The following is a 17,120-nucleotide window of genomic DNA, read 5'->3' on the forward strand; positions in this document are numbered from 1 at the left end:
ATATAGGTAATTTAAACCGCCACAGTCTTTATTGCTCCGTTCTGAATATAACTCAGGCGGCTTTGGTATTTGACTTTTTTGATTTCATTGTAATTCGTGTAAACCTCGTTTCCTGCCGGAAGATTGATACCTGATAGTGGCGTATTGATGAATACACAATTTTCAAATTTAGCATCTGCAAAGGTTGTAGCTGAATGATTGAATGCAGCTGTTTTATCAGCTACGAAGATGACATTCCGGAATTCAAACTCAGCAGCATTGAACGAAGTGTTGCGAAATAATGGGGCTACAATGCTAGCTGCACTCGATTTGATCAAGATCACCACATTATCCAGGATCAGCCTACCCGTAGCCAGGTTATTGGTAGTATGCATGATCGACGGTCGACCAAAGATATCTTCTACCACGAGTATGGAATCACGAATTGTTAATGTTCGGCCTGGTTGAATGTAGGGTGCAATGACAGAAGATTCGTTGATCGAGATCGATCTCTTCAATGTGCCGTAAAAATTGCTCAATACAGCATCCCTGTCGGACACGCCACCACAAATGGAATTGATGTCTTTCACAGCAATCTTATTATAGGATGTCTTTTCCACAATGCCGCTACGGGCTACAACATCCACACTCTCAACGTAGGCGTTTTCGACAACCAAATTTTGGAATGGATTGACCTGCTCTAGCTTAGTTTCGTGACCATTAAAGGCCGCACCCATATTGTAGCCACTGATAACCGTCGGCTTGGATATGATCAGATCCGGATGACGTAAAGAATTTGACAACCAGTGATACTGATAGCCTACAGCACCACTTCTGGAAATTATCCGGCAATCGTGGAAAGCGATATCGTTGTAAACAATCCCGTGCCACGCATGATCCAAAAACCCACAATCCTCGCAGTACACGTTTTCCGTAGAGCCATAGGCTACGCCATCACGAAAACCACTTCCGCGCTGCTCTATATGACGGATGTCTACGTTCTTACAGTTGGTGATCTCAAGAATAGCGCTCCATTTGTTCACGCTCTCGATCTTGTGGTTGGATGGAGCGTCAGCCAAAGAGAAATACATATAGTAGTTTCCGGCTGGCCATCCGGCACTATATCTTTGGGAGAACCACGCGGCATTGCCCGGATTCGCTTCCAGATATGGCATTGCCTGCTCTTCGGTCAGGTTCATATAGTTTTGTATATCCCTGCCACAACGAACACCGTCCACAAATACCACCGCCATGCCGCGATCTTTCACGCATGCGTCGTATGATCGCTGGAAGCGGTAAATATTGTTGTAACCTGCGACCTTTTCAATACTACCTGACGGAATAGTGACGAGGTTGTTGAATAGAGGATTTGCCCCCGAGCCATAGACATTGATCAGTATGTTATTTTTGTTCTGAATGATACCGTACTCCTCGAAAACTGACCCGCGCTTTACAAGCAAAGCATCACCGCTTGCCATAAGTGCCGCAGCTCTTGCGATTGTCCGTACAGCTGTAGCTTCGGATAATCCATTATTGCTATCCGCTCCATCACTAGCAAGATATATGTTCTTTGCACCTGCGATCTGCATCCGTAATAATTCCACCCCGAAACGGCGCGCATAAAACTTGGCCGCGGCAAAGTTCTCACTGCTATAGCTGCTCAGTAGTGGGGATGATGGTTTGATCGTTTTTGCAGAAATATCTGTATTCCCAAGTTCGCCCTGCAACACATCTAGTTCAGTTTCTACAAGATCCAACCGCTCACTGTGTTCCTCCACTACGTGCGCCATGCCCTTATCTCCCGAAGGAATCATTCGCTTGACAGAAAAACGGGAATCTGGGTTACTCCATCCGCCTGCCATCCGCACATTGATATACATCCTGACAGCTTCCGCATTATCTGGCCATATCACGTCTATCGGTGCATTATAGGTGTCCTTATCCATTTGTCCTGAAACATCTACTGCTCTTATCTGATTAGAAGCATTGGTAAAGGCATAGAGCGGCCGGCTTGTCGATCCTATGTTTTCCGTTTTACTAGCAATGCGGATCCTTGTACCGGCTGCTAATCCCTGCAATAGCACATACCCTGCCCTAGAATCATCAGAAAGGATATTTCCGGATGCAGGAGTTGGTAAAAGATTTCCCCTTGAACCGAAATAGGATCCTTGCACCACCTGCGACTTATATTCCTCAAATTGATCGGGAATGCCGTTTACTTTAAGACTAATCGCTTCAACTTCGGTTTCCAAAGGCTCTACATCGGGGATAGATTCCATAGTAGTAGTTATCTTTCCATCAAGCACGCGCCCCTGATTCGCAGACAGCGCATCTTCCGTTGAAGTTGACGTAAGACTATTCACGGCAGGCGTTTTAGGAAGATCTCCCATATTATACAGCGACCATGCAGTTCCGCTCCATCCCCAGACCCAACGTTTACCCTTAGCCGCCTCAATTGCGCTACCGTTCACTGAATACCATCCCGGCGATGCTTCACGTTTTCGCATCTGCCCAGCAGGACCAGGAGCAATAACCGTAGCAGCTGCAGATGTGTCACCGCCTTTTATGGGATCAAGTTCAGCGCCATCAATGAATAGCCCGTTTTTCAGTTCATCCTTGCTGATCTTGCCGATGGTTTTATCATCGCCAGTGTCGGTCATGATCTGCTTTACTTCCGCGTATTTTTTGGCCTTCGCATCTCTTGGCCATACCATTTCTGCCATATCTTAATTAATTGTTAGTTATTACTTTGTTGAAACATCTCTATCCAGTAGTCTCCTTTAAAGAAGAAAGTCTTGATAGCATATCTTCTGAAACTGTTGGAACTAGTTGCTGAACCGTTCTCCTGTATGATCGATCCATTATTCGACACGAGGAAGAAATCGTTGTTGCTCAGATTTTTGATCGTCACCTGATAGCCGAGCTCAGGGTAGCTGGGAAGCGGAATGTTCCCGGGAACAACTCCTGGATTAATAAATACCATCGAGAACTCTTCATTTATAGCTTGCCCAGTGCCCGTGATGGTCTGAAATGCTTTCGCTATTGCTTTAAACCGCGACATCCCGCTTTGCACATATAAAGCGTAATTGTGGTTACCATTCTTTGCATCCAGTTCCAGTGCTACGTTCGTGTATGGAAACTGCGGATCAGCTGTAGCCACCGTATTGAATATTGAAGTGGCTGCGGACTGTCTTGCCCCGAATTGCTCTTTATACAGGTTCCAAGAGAATTCGCGGCGCTGGCCACGGATGGTTCCGTTTTCCCGAAGCATAAAGTATTCAGGTGTCAGAAATACCGATCGGCCGTTAACATCCCACGTATCATTTGTTCCGACACGTAAAGAATTGGAGTCGATCTTAAAACCACCTACTTCACCTTTGAATGCTTTCATGCTTCCATCTTCTAGTACCTGAAATGGTGCGTCATACCGATTAGCTGCTGTAGCTCCTGCCCAGAATCTTTGCGAAAGGTGCTCGCGATCTGCTAGACCAGATATACCGGCTTTTTCGAATCCCTGCGATCCAACACTAATGAGCTGCGCAAACAACCGCTCAACATTGATCTGATAGGCCGAAATGGTATCAGTAACGATCTGACCTCCCGATATCATCGTATAGCCTTTAGTCGATTCAAGTGACCTGCTCCCCTCGATCACGCTCGATAAGATGCCAAGATTGAAATACCAATAACCTGCTTCAGCTTCTGTCGCGAATTGCGTTTCTGATAGCACCCATTCACCAGTAAGCGCCGTGCGGCTACACTTGGCCGCGAGATAATACGGTTTCAAAGGATCCAGTGCTGATACCGAAAGCGCTGAAAGGTTCCATATGTACATGTCAGGTGATATCTTATAAACCTTATGGATCAACCTCCCGCCACTGATCGAAAAAGCATTAGGATTGCCGCCGACATTAGTTTCATAGGTTACACCGTCTAGATCATAGAACATGGACTGGGTACCGAAGAAACCCACGATTGCTTTAAGCAATGGCTCCTGCAGGTTGCCATCAGGATCCAGTACCTTACCAATAAATTCATTCAATGCAACCACGTTCCGGCGATCATTCTCCCACGAGGTGCGGCTTACCCGGGTTACCACGTTACGCGTCTCCTTGATGTCTTTCTCAACCTTCTGCATGCGGTTGTAGGTAACCTCGTTTGCAATCTCCGAAGTGAAGCGCATGCCGTTTTCCAGTACGTCCGGAAAATGTCCAGGATAGGAAACGGTAGTTACCCGTATATCGGCATCCAGTCCGATTGAATCATGCTTGACATTGATAATATCCCCGGCATTCAATGTGTAGTTTTGAACCTTTGCACGGTATAAGTCAATTTCGAGCGAATATCGGACACGTGGCACTTTATTGCTGTCAAGATATTCCTGTGCTTTTCCTTTAAGCTCTGCAAGCGCTGCGTCAACATAGGACTGCGGCATACGAATTCCCACGATGGTATATTTGTCTCCAATCTCCGCCCGAAACAGATCGGCAGGTGATAACTTACCATTACTGTCCTTATTCGCTTCGTAGCGAATTTCTTTGGACGTATGGTTATAGGAAAGAATCTTAAAAGTCTGCCCATTTAAAGCGCCGGAGGTAAATACGATCTGTGCATCGGTGCCGGCAATACGCTGCCCATTGAGATCGAAATCCAGTTCGCTATCGGCAACTACCCACGTTCCCTCATTGATCTGATCGATTCCGCTAACGGTCCCTGTGCGATGCGGATAAATATCTTCATTGCTATACGATCCCTCCCTAAGTCCGTAAGCCGCGATAGCTGCTGCATCTTCGATATGCCCCGGCATGGTGAGCCGTTTCGGACCATATCCGGCAGGCAAGTTCTGTGAACCGCCGATAGCGAAAGCACGGGTGATGATCCTACCTCCGTCGATGTTCTCGCGGCTTAGGCTATAAAGGCCATTGCCTTTACCATAAGAGAATGAAAGCGCACGAACAGCACCAACCGTTTTCTTTACGCTGATCTGCTTGCTCCGAATGATCCACTCCATTTCAAATAGTTCGGCGATCATCGTCAACGCATCCCATAGGTACACGTTATCGAATACTAACGCTTTAGGTTCTGTCTTGTCGAGGTTGCCAAGCGTCCAGCCGCTATCACTCGCATTGACCGATTCCAGGAACATGAACATATAATCGTCCAACGTACCGAAATACTCCACGTATGGCGAACCCTCATCTTTTAGCAGCCAGCGCTCTAGATCATGGCGAACGCCTTGGAATATGATGCAATAGATGTTCATTCCATCATGGCCATACGTCGGTACCAGATTAACGTTCATTCGCTCACCCTTGTAGGTGATGTAATCTCCAACTTGGATATCAAGTAGAACAGGCACAGTAAAATCAAATACAAGCTCATGCGCCCCCATCAGCGCATCGCTGAACGTGGAGACATTTAACGGTAGCTTTACCGTCTCGACCTGTTTTCTGTATACCTGTATTTCCATTTACTTAGTTGCGTATTAAAAGTTTTGCGAGTATGCCTCGACATATATCTGATCTCCGGACTCTGTAACGATCAAGCTTTCCTCATCAGCAAGCTCGAACACGTTGATCGTAGGGGCATAGTTGTTTTCGAGTGTCAATGTAAACTCCGCGTACAGCTTGCCCCCGGACCATACCGGCGTTAGCGTGCTGAATGATGGGCTGTCTATGTAGCGAAGCTTATAAGACAAACCGAGTGTATGGCTGGTCAAGATGAAGCCTTTCGGATCAGAAAGAATCGCTAGGAATGCCGCACGCTTGGCCATGAAGTCTGGAAGGTCTTTCGCCTCCAGATAGCAGCTGACGGTGTACTGAATTGCTTCGTAAATTGTTGGGCTTACCTCGTCAACTTCTTTCCCGTGTTCATTCTTCCAGTCATAGGAATAGCGCTCTTTTGGCTTCGGGAAACGTAGCAGCTGATTGTACAAGGTGCCGCGTTTAAAGTGGATGCCAAGCGCTTCCTGCGTCTTACCGTTAAAACTAGTTCCTAGCATATGCCCCTCCCAAATTTTTATCGATGTTCTGAAGGTGTTTGACGGCCGTATCAAGCCTTGCTACGGTATTAGCCGTATTCACATTGATCGCGTTAAGCACAAGCAGCTTATCATTGGCCACCTGCAGAAGTGATACCTGCGTTTTACCCTGTAGCTCCATAGCATTAAGCTGGCGCTTCCATATATCATAGCCCGCGCGGAATGTGCCGACAATTTCGGAGCCGGTGGATTCTGTAATGGATTGAGCGATAGATTCGGATTTGAGTGAAGAGCTTTTACTGTCTTCTAGCCCGAGAACCTTTCTCATGTCTTCTATGCGCTTATCACCTTCTGCCCGGATTGCATCCCATTGTTTGCGAAGTTCCTTGCGCTCATTCTCGTCAATTCCGTCTTCGGCAAATGTCGCCATAGTCTCATACCATGATTGCATTTTCTCCTGTAGGTAATCACGTGAAAATTTTTGCATCATGTAGTTTTCCATCACCTTGTCAAAACCATCCGTCCAAGCCTGAGCAGCGTTTTGGCCCTCGTTCAAAAACAATTGGCTTACTTCGCTCAATAATGAAGAAAACGCGTTACCTGTGGTTTCCTCGCGTAGTTTGTTCAGAGTTTCGTCGTAAAGATCTATCTGTGCTTGCAGTTGATCGATAAGTTTCTGCGTATAATCGTCTACGTTGCCCAAATTAGCTTGATATTGCAATGCAGCAAGCTGCTCACGCGCCTTGCTGATATCTTGTGGCAGACTTTCTAGCCGCTGAAACATATCCAAGTTTTCTAGCACGTTATTCGCGCGCCAATATTCCTTCGAGGTGACCGACCAAGACTTTAAAATTTGCTTCTGAGTCTCGCCATTATTTAACCTGCGAAGAATATCATTGGCGAATTGATCGTTGTTAGTTAGCATATAGCGACCGGCCAACTGGTTGTTGATATCTATCCAGTTTGTGCGGATGTTCTCTAAAGATTCAGCATATTTATCCAACCGATCGGCTCCATAGATTTCTGTGATAAGCTCAAGCTGACGTTCAAGTGCCTTTGTAACAGCTTCAGTTACTCTGAGCTGCCGATCGTTTTGAAAATCGTATTGCTGTTGAATTTCTGCGTTAGCCTGTTCCCGCGCTCTATTGAACCCGTTAGAAATAGCAGATCCAAGAGAAAAAAGCGCTCCGGCAATAGCTCCAATCGCTCCAATGGACGACAAAGCCTTCCCGGCTTCATTCAGCGTTCCATTTTCGTTTCGTTGGTTTTCAGCTAGTACCTGTGAAAGTTGCGAAGCTGTACGGAGCATATTTGAGATGGTCTCTAATCCACCATCTAGATTGTCTTTAAATTGAAACGAACTTTGCACCAACTGTCCGAATCCATCGGTCATCTGTGCAATTCTACCTAGCATCCCCTCGTTAGCAGCTTGCTCGCCTTGATCGAAAAATTCGCTAAAGATTTTTTTTAGATTTGCCTTTTGCTCGTTGCTCGCATCGGTCATACCGTCGATAATCTTGTAGACAGACTCCTTCCCAATCTTGAAAGCACTTGAGAGCAACGTTTGGGAAGATCTCTCAATATTCTCGATAGCTTTTTTGTATTCCGGACTATCTTCTACCTCATCGATGAAAAGCTGCTTTTGCGATTCATCGAAAAGTTGCTTTGCTCTTTTTGCTCTATCAGTTTCTCCCTTAGCCTCTAAATCAGCAAGTTCCTTGTTAAACTTTTCCGTTAATTGTACCCTTTTTTGAGTGTACGTCTGGTATTGGGATAATAACGTGTTGAAGGCACCTTTTTGCTTGTCTCCCTGATCTTTCATTACACTATCTAAAGCTTTGAACAGTGAGGTTTCATTGTACGTCAACCCAATAGAGAACATCTTTGAAATTAATCCGGCATACTCTGCACCAATCTTAGTTAATGCAGTTTTGTATTTTCCATATTGACCGTCCGCGACCTCTTCTCCAAGCTCAAGTTTTAAATTCTCGTATTTGGAGTAGTTCTCATAATCTTGCTGATAAAGCTTAATTCTTTTATCCGTAGCTTGTCGATCTTGAACTGCAGTTATGGAGTTTTGCATGCTAGTATCTAGTCCAACAAGGGATATCCGTTTCCCCTTTGTATCTCTATTGTACTTCTCAATAGCCTTTCGGATCTCAGCGTACTTGTTTTTGACACTTTCTATTTCCTGCTGATCACGAGACATCTGTTTATTTAAATAGTCGGCATCTGCCTTAGACCAACTATCAAGAAGCTTTACTCTTTCATCTTCATCCCTTTGGATTTGTTTCCGAAGTTTTTCAGCTGCAGATTCTTGCTTTTTAGACGATTTAATATTCATGTCGTCATACAGCTTTTGCCATTTATCGACTTCTTTCTTCGCCTCCGCACGCTTGGCATCGCCGACTGAATTTTTGTAGACTAGATTAGCATCTTCCAGCTTTTCTTGAACCTCTGCCATGGAGAAAATGCCTTTTGCTTGACGCGCTTGAATAGCCATTTCGGAAGTTACGCCACGAGCATAAGCTAAAGTAGCTTGTATCGCTTGCTGCTGCTCGATCAAAGGCTTTTGTAATCTCGCTAAATAATCATCAGGTGTTTCACGTTTTAAAAGGCTCCGATCCTTTTTGCTGTCTTCATAAAGCTTTTTAAATGCAGGACTATCTATAGTGAGATTTTGAATATTCTTATTTACTTCTGATAGCTGCTTTTGCGAATTGTCTATGAAACGTTTTCTTGCATCATCACTATAACCTTTGATAGCTTCAAAACTGTTTTTATAGGCCTCCGTAAGTTTTTCGACATTATCGGCATTTGGCCTACCAGGCACGAAGAAATCAGCAATACCTTCAGCGAGATTCTTTTTGAAGTTAGCCCACGTTACCGAAAGGCGATTCGTTTTTTCAGTTAACCCGTCGACTGCAGTTCCGGATTTAGCCATCTCGCGTTCGATGATGTTGCCTACGGAGGCAGCAAAATCGCCAGTCTTGCTGATTTCGTCATTTAGCTCGACAGCGGAAATACCTAAATTATCCAGAATTAATTTGGACTTGCGACCCAATCCCGTAACAAATGAGTTTACCAAATAATCAACACTCTGTCCAGTTTCTGACGCCCGTCGAGTAGCGAATTCCAACCCTTTTGCCAAGACATCCATGGGGATACGGAAATTGTCCGCATTGACAGCAAGTTTCATTAACTCTAGATCCGATACGGTGCCTCGGGTCGCAGTGCGAAGCTTTTCTAGACCGCGAGTATCCCCGATTTTCGCAAACCTCAGTTCTATACCTTCAGCTTCTCTGGCAATGTCATACAGCTCTTTACCAAAATTAACAAGCTGCTGCACAGAGAAAGTAATGCCTAAAGCGCCGGCAATACCTCTTGCGGATCCCAACAACGAAGAAATGCCTTGACCTCGGGTTCCGTTTAGCGCGCGGTTTAGCCTTTCAATTTCCTTAACTAGATCCTGATATTCTTTACGTAGCTTGCCACCAACGTTAATATTTTCCCTTTGGGCACGGGAAAGGTTATCATATTTGAGTTTGAGTTGAGTAAGCTTAGCCGTCTTTTCTGCAATAGAGCCAATAGTTTTACGCTCGACAGTCTCTAAGCTGTTCAGCTCTCTTTTGGTCTCAGCTATTCTACCTTTAACTGCATTTTGCTGCACCATAAGTGCTTTGGTGGAGTCGGTGTATTGCTTCTGGGTGATGTCACCATTTTTGAAAGCAGCAGTTACCTCCTTTTGCGCAGCGGCGATATCCTTGCTTTCCGTTTCTAGCTTTAAAAGGGAAGTTGTTAAGTATTTAGTTTGCGAATCAACACCTGAATATGCGGATGTAGCATCTTGAAGAAGCTCCTTATATTCTGAAGAAAGAGTATCAAGAACCGATTTTTGCTTTTGGCCTTCTTGTGCAACAATTTGCCCGGATTGACTTACGCTATCAGTAAAATGCTTCTGATTTTCATTAAGCGCATCTAATTTATCACCAATAGATTTACTGCTTTTGGCGTATTGCTCATTGGTAATGGATCCGGCCTTCAGCTTTTTGTTAAGCTCATCGAGTTCAGAATTCAGTTCGGCAATTGCCTGCTTGTTTGCCTTTGCGAAGGCTTCATTTACAGATAGGGTTGGCAAAGGTGAACCGCTCCCAGCGCCGTGTGCCCCAGCAAGCTCATTCAACGTGTCTTGTGCGGTAAACTTGGGCGTAGTCTGTTTTTTAGCCTCATCAGCATATGATTTTAGTTCCGCTTTGTTGTTACGAATCTTTTCCGAAAGCTGGTCACGAAGGGCATTTAATTGAGCGGTCTTATTGATATGATCCTGCTCCGTGGTGATACCATCACGAAACTCTTTGTTAAGCTGGTTTTGCTCATTCCGGATTTTTTGAAGGGCAAGTTCAGCTTTTGCTATCTCAGAATAAAAGTCTTTAGATTTATTGGCGAACGCATCAAACGCAGTAGTAGCATCGTCAAGGATAGAGTTGTATTGGCCAGATGCTTTAGCAGCAGCTTTTTGAGCAGACGTATTTCCTACACCACGGCTGTTAACATCCTGAATCTTTTTCAAGAAGGAATCTAAATTTTGCTCAGCCTCTCTGCTGTCAAATTCAGCCGTAAATTTTAGCGGTTTACCATCAAGCTCGATAGCCATTATTTATCCTTTTTCTTTCTGCCTTTAAATCTTGCGGCTAAATCTTTACTTGTTAATTCTGCAGGAGGCTCTATTTTGTTGCCATCCTTGTCGTATTGCGGTACGCTCATATTCAGCATAATTAGATTTTGATAGCTGACTGACCAAAGCGCTTCACTAAATGTTAGCCCCCAGTATTTCATTGCGTTTCCGACAATCTCCCAGTAGTTTATTTTGTACGTACCGGGCTTTCGCTTTCTTCGGGGGCTATTATCTCCTCCGTTTTGAGGCTCATCCCGTTTATCGAGATGATAGAACTTAGAAAAGAATCTGTATCGATACTAGCTTGGACAAATAGCAGAAGGTCGTTCAATTCCACTTGGGACAAATTGCGTATCTCTCTAAGCATCCATTTAGGCGGTACAGATTCTTTATTATTCAGAACGATAGCTATGGCCATAACTAAGGCATCGATATGTTCACTAACCAAAAGCTGCGCTCTTGTCTTTGAAACGTCCTTCGCAATCTTGTCAATGTCTAGCTTTAGAGCATATTTGCTGTACAAGGCACGGGCGCCGAATGTTATTGGTTTCACGTGAACAACCCGCACATTAGGGCGAACTTTGAATCTGAATAAGAGCTTTTCGAACCAGTTCCGCGGTTCAAGTGTAAAAGTAAATTCTAGCGGCTTCTCAGCGAAGCTTTCGAAGATTTTATTATCGTTCATTGCACTTTGTAGGATATAATTAATATACTTCTTAGTTATATACAAAAGCCCTTACAATATCTTATAAGGGCTTCTTAGCACATCAACTATTTTTAATCTTCCAGAGGTTCCTCTATTAAGATATCACCCAACTCATGATCTTGTGCCGTAATTGTTAATGTAATAGTCGCTAACGCCGATTTTGACAATGCCCATGTGATTAGCGCAATTACGTATCCATTGGGAATGTAGATCTTGTAATCATCCAAAGTCACAAGTTCAAGTGCCTTTGTGACCTCTACAGTTTCCTTTCTTGCCCAGCGTTTTCCTACTTGCGCCGTCGCGGGAGTGACGGTACCACCTTTCAATGCGGCAATGTTATCCGCTGATACATCGTACAGCTGAACTGTAAATACGGTTGAGCCCTCCGCCGTTTCTATTCTTCGATATATGCCTTTTTTCTGCTCGATACGCACATCTTCGGTTGTCGGTTCCGACTCCGTTACGGATGCAGAATCGATCTGAGCATCTTCCAGTTCTGTAAAAACTGTAGGTAATGCTGTCGGAAGTACATCAGCTATGCCGATCCGCTTTAATCCTAAACTTGATTTTTCTACTGCCATAGCTATAGATTTTTAATAGTTAATTTTACTCTGTTGTTAATTATCGTTTGCTCCGCTTCGGGAAGAATGATTTGATTGACCAGCTCGACCAGAACATGCTTCTTTTTATCATAATGCCACTTCAATACAATCTCGCATAGCGCAGAAAGGACTTTGATGCGTGTCTGGTCGGGGATATCCATCATAGTTACCTGTCGGCCATCTACAACGTTTGTGTATTTTGGATTAGGGACATATATGTTAACTGGAAATATTCCGCTTTGAAGCTGCTCAAAATCACCATTTAAAACATTTACAGTTATATCTTCCAAAGCACTATTTGTAGGTCGGAAGTATCGTCTGACTGTGCCTTTGATACCAGTTTTGAGCGAGCTGGCCCATATTAGATTAAATAAATGATCTAATGCATCAGCTGCTGTCATACCATTCCTTGTAATAGTCGAGCAAGCATCATGGAGCTGCCCGTGATAACCCATTTATTGTCCTTTGCCTCAACGTAAGAGGCGTAGTCTTCTCCTGCGATAAGCATCATTCCTATGCCAGATGGCGGTACGTTTTCCTCAGCGACCTTTTTACCCTTCGCTAATCCTTCAGATCCATCGCCCATTAGCTTAAAATTTTCGTGGATGATAAGGCCATCTCTAAAAACAATTGTGCCGGACGAACTTCGCAAATTGTATGAATGGTTCACGTAGTCTGCATTCGTTCGAAGGTCCTCCGCAATAGTGTCAGCAAGTGATACTAATATGGAAACGACTTTTTCAAGCATCTTTAGCTTGTAATCGGCTATCTCCTTTTTGACCTCGGAAACGTTAAACTTTGGTTTTATTAAGACAGCCATATTCTAACAACTCTTTGCCCACGCTCAAAATATATAACCTCACCTTCTCCAAAAACTTCGTTGGTGTCGTCAACTGTGATCCTCACCAAGGTATTGAGCGGGAGAGCATCAATTGATTGATCAGTGAACACTAGGTACGAATATTCGAGGGCTACACCTCCTTTCACAAGCCTCTGCCCATCTTTTGTACCGCTTTCCGCTCTACACGAGGCAGTTATGTCTCGCGTGTTAGACTCCGGGAAAATCATGTTTCCATTTCCATCTTCGTAGGGAGGTATGCTTTCTAATATCGAAGCATGTAGCGTATGAATTCGTTTTTTGATCATCGGATCCGGCTTATGTCTTTCACCCTTACGGAGCTCGTCAAGGCTTTCAGAATATCACCCCGCCCGTATTTACGAGCTAAATAAAGAAGCCTGTCACGCATTAGCTTAGCATCCTTTGAAGTGCTGTACTGGCTTTCTGATTCCGAAGTAACAGCTATTGACTGAAACAACAGATCAATAGTACTTTTTTCTACGATAGGCAGCAAAGCAGCACTGTAATCGCTTGCGCCGTCAAGGCCAGCGTTTATCAATGCTAACTCTACCGCTTTCGAATCTACATCGATGCCAAGAAACTGCTGAAAGGCTTCTTTAATGGTCATGTTATTCTCCCTTAGTTTTGATGATGCGAATTGATTTCGCAGCTTTGAAACCAGGGAAAGCATTCCACTCAGCTTCTGTGATCTCAGCCAATGGTTTACGCTCTCTCCAGCGTGATAGCAAGATATTGTCGGAAACAATATACTCAATACCATTTACAGGATTTAGCTGCTCATCGGCCAAAGCATTATGAATAACTCCCAATTCTCCGCCTGGAATAAAGATCGCATTGTCAGCATTCCAAGAGCTGAAGCTAGATTGAACACCATCGGTCTCCACTGCCGCTTTGTCGTCCACAATTTCAAAAGTCGGCAATAGGTTTTCTTCCAGTGCCGAATTCACATTAACCAACGTAGGCACGTACTTCGCACCACTGTTTCCGATGTACGCTTTTACGTAATTCTGAACAGACTTATTGGTGGAGATCTTTCTCCACAAAGAACGAGTGATCAAAATCTTGCTGATGGGTTGTGCGTCCGTAGCATCTTCTGCTGCTTGTGTCTCCCGATTGATGTCAGCGATGATATCATGATCAGGATTTGCCCAATCTCCCGACGCAGGCGTAATATTCGTGTCCTTGATAACAGGCACATCGAACACAATACCATCTGGGTTATTTGTGGTATCAATTGTGACACGGCCGGTAGATAGGCCTTGTTTTACCATACTGTCAACTCGACGAGCGACAGAGTTACGGGTGTATAGGTAATCATCGATCATGCTTGTGATGATCGAAGTAAGCCGTTGTGAACCTGAAACAGATGGAGAGGTCAATAGCAACTCAATGTTACGTAGCTCCTGCGCATTCAATTTACGTCTTACACCGATCGCAGGCACTTCGCCTTTTAACTTTTCGATACCCTTACGAGCACGTAAAGTAAATTCAGATTCACGGCTGATTACGGATGCTAATGACTCGATGCCATCTTCTCCGATGACAGTGGTAAAGTCGAGTGAGACACTCGGCGCTTCCGTTCTAAAGTACCGCTGGTACCAAGTAGGAGCGAAGCGCGTATTGTTTGCCTCCAAGATCACATCAGGGGTTAATCCCTCAGCAGCCAAAAACGCTAATAGTTTTGATTTTTGATATTCCATTATCCCCTAATTACTTTGTTTGTGAAAAAATGACGTTTGGCAATGCCGCTTTAGTCGCTGCTGAAACGAAGCCGATACGTCTTGCATACACCATACCCCCGACAACAGCTGTTACTGTATGCACATTCCCGGCTTTGACCTGCACAGGATTGTATAGCAAAGCGTTGCCATCACCTGAACCGATTTTATTGCCAATTGCCTCAGCTTTGCCATAGGCGGCGGCCAGCTCCACTACATCGTGTGTCGTTTCGGCTTTGTTGATAGCGGAAATGGTTTTGCCATTTACCTTGTCACCCACAGCTAGCGGATGTCCTTTGGCGACTTCGATTGATGTATCAGCGGTTGCGATTGCTTTGGTCACTACAGCCGTTTTTACAGCGACTGCGGCCCGTGCAGATTCGTCAACCATGATAACCGTACCGGATCCGATAATGGCGCCGTCTGGATATCCTGAAACATTAAGCGTGAAACCGCCAGTCAGCACTTGCAATGATTTGTCGTGCTGAAACACCGGAATACCGGCGTTATAAGTTTCTCTTTGAACGTTGAACATTGATAATTCCTCCTTAGTTGGTTTTGTTGCGCTCGTTTTGAGCTTTCAGGTTTTCTAATACCTGTTTTCCTGTAGCAGTCAATGTCTTTGACGCTTCAGGGAGTGCGCCTCCAGCATTCGGTTTACCAGGTGATCTATCGTTCGCGTTTTGCTTTACGTGATCTTTGTTGAAGGCTTTGAGATCCTCCATTGCGCTGTCAAACTCTTCTTCTGTTTGTGGCTGCCATTTTGTTACCAAAGTGGCGTTTTTGATACCGTTAGCTTCTGCTAGCTTCTCCCATTTCTGCGTAAGCGAAAGGGAATTATTGTACTGCAAAAGCTGATCGATTTTCTTTTCCAACTCCGAAATCTTGTCCACTTGTGGCGCAGGATTAGCTGGATTTGGATTGTTTGGTTGTGGATTAGGATTGGGCGGCGTTGGGTTCTTCTTCTTGTATTCGTTGATGTAACGGGTATTCTCCGATTGCATCAATGTGAAATAAGGCTTAGCCCCCTCTATAGCCGCTATAATATCTTCATCCGTGCTTTCGTCTGACAGGCTTGCACTGAGGTTTGTTGCCAACCCTTCAACTGTCGTCGCTCCGAACCCATTACTTGCAACTAATGGTTTCAGAACTGCTAAAACTCGCTCTTGAATATTCATGCGTTATGATTATGTTTAAAATCGTAGTCACAAATTTCCGCATGTGAGAGAGAGCGAACGAATTTCGACCGCCTTATTAGGTGCTAAGAATATTTTGTATTATTAATTGTAAAAGAAAAAGCCTCCGAGTGGAGGCGATTTATATAGTTAAGAAAAAAACAACTTTCTACTAAATATTTCTTTGTCGATTTCTCTGATATTTTTCCCGGAGCTAATGGAGAGCTCACGCATTCTATTCATTAAAGGCCTATAAAATTTCGGAAGAGATTTAATTTGCCCTTGTTTGTCCACGTCTACTGCAGTTACAAGACCTAAATTTATTAATAGTCTTCTGTCTAAAATCGGAATAAGATAAGGGAAATACGCGTTCAATAGCGCCGACAAATAAGAAACGCTGAAGCCATCTATTTTTTGTTCCGACCCAACTGTTGTGAGTGAGCAAATTTCTTCAACTTTTAGAGATAAACGGTCAAGTTTGTCAATGTCGAGATCAGCTAATGTAAAAGTCGAGTATTCTTTATTGATGCTTCTCAAGATGTTTGAATAGCATATTAGCTTTTCATTGATTAAATATTCGGGCTCATTTATCGTTGCGTTTCCTCCCTTAAAATTCGAAATATAAAGAAGGTCTATTAACCCCAATTCAAATTGGTCAGCTTTTAAACTAATGTAGTTTTGATAATTCACAAAACTGATTGAAGATTTCCCCCACTGTGTGACTGCTCTCTTGTCAATAACGTATTCCATTTTTTTATTTCTTTAGCGCTTTTTTGATCTTGCTGGTGTAGACTTGGATAGGTATCACTTTGTCTACTTTGGCACCGTTGATCTCGAACTGCAGGACTGCACGATCATTCGGCAGCTTGCCATTCTCTTGAAAGTATTTGTTTGCCTTCCGGTAATCGAAAAGGACTGCGCTATTGGTAGCACACTTTAACACCACTTTAGACTCCGGAGCTATTATAGTAGGCGGAGATACGCTATTAGCTTCCTTTACTTCAATACCCAGCATTTGTGCAGTCGCTCCGCTGGCATCCTTAACAGGAATGGTTTCTTCTGATATTACGTAGTAGGAGCTGGGCCATTGAAATGATATGGCTTTATCTAAGTTGTTACGAACATTGAAGTAAACGTAACCCATGCCTACATCTTGAATAGATATCGTTAAGTCTTCATCAGTATGCTTGAACTCCTTTGGAGCTTTCCCATCGAATGCTACTCTGACGCTTCCTAAGTTTTTGACGAACTCTTGCCCCATCCCATCTATTATTGATAGGACAAATATTAGAAGAAATAGACTTTTGAATTTTACTTTTGCGAACAAACGGATTGAACAATTGCTTGCCAGAGAAAAAATATTGGATATTACTTTTTGACAGAAAGGATTGTATGTTAAACTGTTCTTGGAATTCATTGATTATAG

At 43.9% G+C, this 17,120-nt stretch carries 15 protein-coding genes; all 15 read right to left on the minus strand.

What is annotated here, in order from left to right; translation table 11 throughout:
- Window positions 1-11: 11 nt before the first annotated feature.
- The 15 genes from DI53_RS08050 to DI53_RS08125 all read right to left on the minus strand — a co-directional run bounded on the left by DI53_RS08050 (window position 12) and on the right by DI53_RS08125 (window position 16,955).
- Window positions 12-2,702 (minus strand): hypothetical protein, encoded by a 2,691-nt coding sequence (locus DI53_RS08050; protein WP_037497478.1) that lies wholly within the window; start codon window positions 2,700-2,702, stop codon window positions 12-14.
- A gap of 14 nt (window positions 2,703-2,716) precedes the next feature.
- Window positions 2,717-5,449: a phage tail protein gene (locus tag DI53_RS08055; RefSeq protein WP_037497480.1), complete on the minus strand. Its 2,733-nt coding sequence runs from the start codon at window positions 5,447-5,449 to the stop codon at window positions 2,717-2,719.
- A gap of 15 nt (window positions 5,450-5,464) precedes the next feature.
- Complete coding sequence (locus DI53_RS08060) at window positions 5,465-5,980, minus strand: hypothetical protein (protein ID WP_037497481.1); 516 nt, start codon at window positions 5,978-5,980, stop codon at window positions 5,465-5,467.
- Entirely contained in the window at window positions 5,967-10,613 is a 4,647-nt protein-coding gene (locus DI53_RS08065) for a hypothetical protein (protein WP_037497483.1), read from the minus strand. The genes DI53_RS08060 and DI53_RS08065 overlap by 14 nt, the downstream gene beginning before the upstream one ends.
- A complete protein-coding gene (locus tag DI53_RS08070) occupies window positions 10,613-10,795 on the minus strand; it encodes a hypothetical protein (RefSeq protein ID WP_037497485.1) in 183 nt (60 codons plus the stop codon). Before DI53_RS08070 ends, DI53_RS08065 begins: the two co-directional genes overlap by 1 nt.
- Before the next feature lie 26 nt (window positions 10,796-10,821).
- Window positions 10,822-11,319: a hypothetical protein gene (locus DI53_RS08075; RefSeq protein WP_037497487.1), complete on the minus strand. Its 498-nt coding sequence runs from the start codon at window positions 11,317-11,319 to the stop codon at window positions 10,822-10,824.
- 92 nt (window positions 11,320-11,411) lie between these two features.
- A complete protein-coding gene (locus tag DI53_RS08080; protein WP_037497489.1) occupies window positions 11,412-11,921 on the minus strand; it encodes a hypothetical protein in 510 nt (169 codons plus the stop codon).
- Between the two features lie 2 nt (window positions 11,922-11,923).
- Window positions 11,924-12,343 carry a hypothetical protein gene (locus tag DI53_RS08085; protein ID WP_037497491.1) on the minus strand — a complete coding sequence of 140 codons (420 nt, stop codon included), beginning with the start codon at window positions 12,341-12,343 and terminating at the stop codon, window positions 11,924-11,926.
- Window positions 12,340-12,762: a hypothetical protein gene (locus tag DI53_RS08090; protein ID WP_037497493.1), complete on the minus strand. Its 423-nt coding sequence runs from the start codon at window positions 12,760-12,762 to the stop codon at window positions 12,340-12,342. The genes DI53_RS08085 and DI53_RS08090 overlap by 4 nt, the downstream gene beginning before the upstream one ends.
- A gap of 322 nt (window positions 12,763-13,084) precedes the next feature.
- A complete protein-coding gene (locus DI53_RS08100; RefSeq protein ID WP_037497497.1) occupies window positions 13,085-13,408 on the minus strand; it encodes a DUF6706 family protein in 324 nt (107 codons plus the stop codon).
- A 1-nt stretch (window position 13,409) separates the two neighbouring features.
- The gene (locus tag DI53_RS08105) at window positions 13,410-14,501 is read right to left on the minus strand and encodes a major capsid protein (RefSeq protein ID WP_037497499.1); all 1,092 of its coding nucleotides are present in this window, start codon (window positions 14,499-14,501) and stop codon (window positions 13,410-13,412) included.
- 10 nt (window positions 14,502-14,511) lie between these two features.
- Window positions 14,512-15,054, minus strand: a complete 543-nt coding sequence (locus tag DI53_RS08110; RefSeq protein ID WP_037497501.1) for a hypothetical protein — start codon at window positions 15,052-15,054, stop codon at window positions 14,512-14,514.
- Window positions 15,055-15,067: 13 nt separating this feature from the next.
- Window positions 15,068-15,697: a hypothetical protein gene (locus DI53_RS08115; protein ID WP_037497502.1), complete on the minus strand. Its 630-nt coding sequence runs from the start codon at window positions 15,695-15,697 to the stop codon at window positions 15,068-15,070.
- Between the two features lie 147 nt (window positions 15,698-15,844).
- Complete coding sequence (locus DI53_RS08120) at window positions 15,845-16,444, minus strand: hypothetical protein (protein ID WP_037497504.1); 600 nt, start codon at window positions 16,442-16,444, stop codon at window positions 15,845-15,847.
- A 4-nt stretch (window positions 16,445-16,448) separates the two neighbouring features.
- Window positions 16,449-16,955 (minus strand): hypothetical protein, encoded by a 507-nt coding sequence (locus tag DI53_RS08125; RefSeq protein ID WP_037497506.1) that lies wholly within the window; start codon window positions 16,953-16,955, stop codon window positions 16,449-16,451.
- Between the last annotated feature and the right edge of the window lie 165 nt (window positions 16,956-17,120).

The sequence above is a fragment of the Sphingobacterium deserti genome (assembly GCF_000757725.1).
GTDB classification, from domain to species: domain Bacteria; phylum Bacteroidota; class Bacteroidia; order Sphingobacteriales; family Sphingobacteriaceae; genus Sphingobacterium; species Sphingobacterium deserti.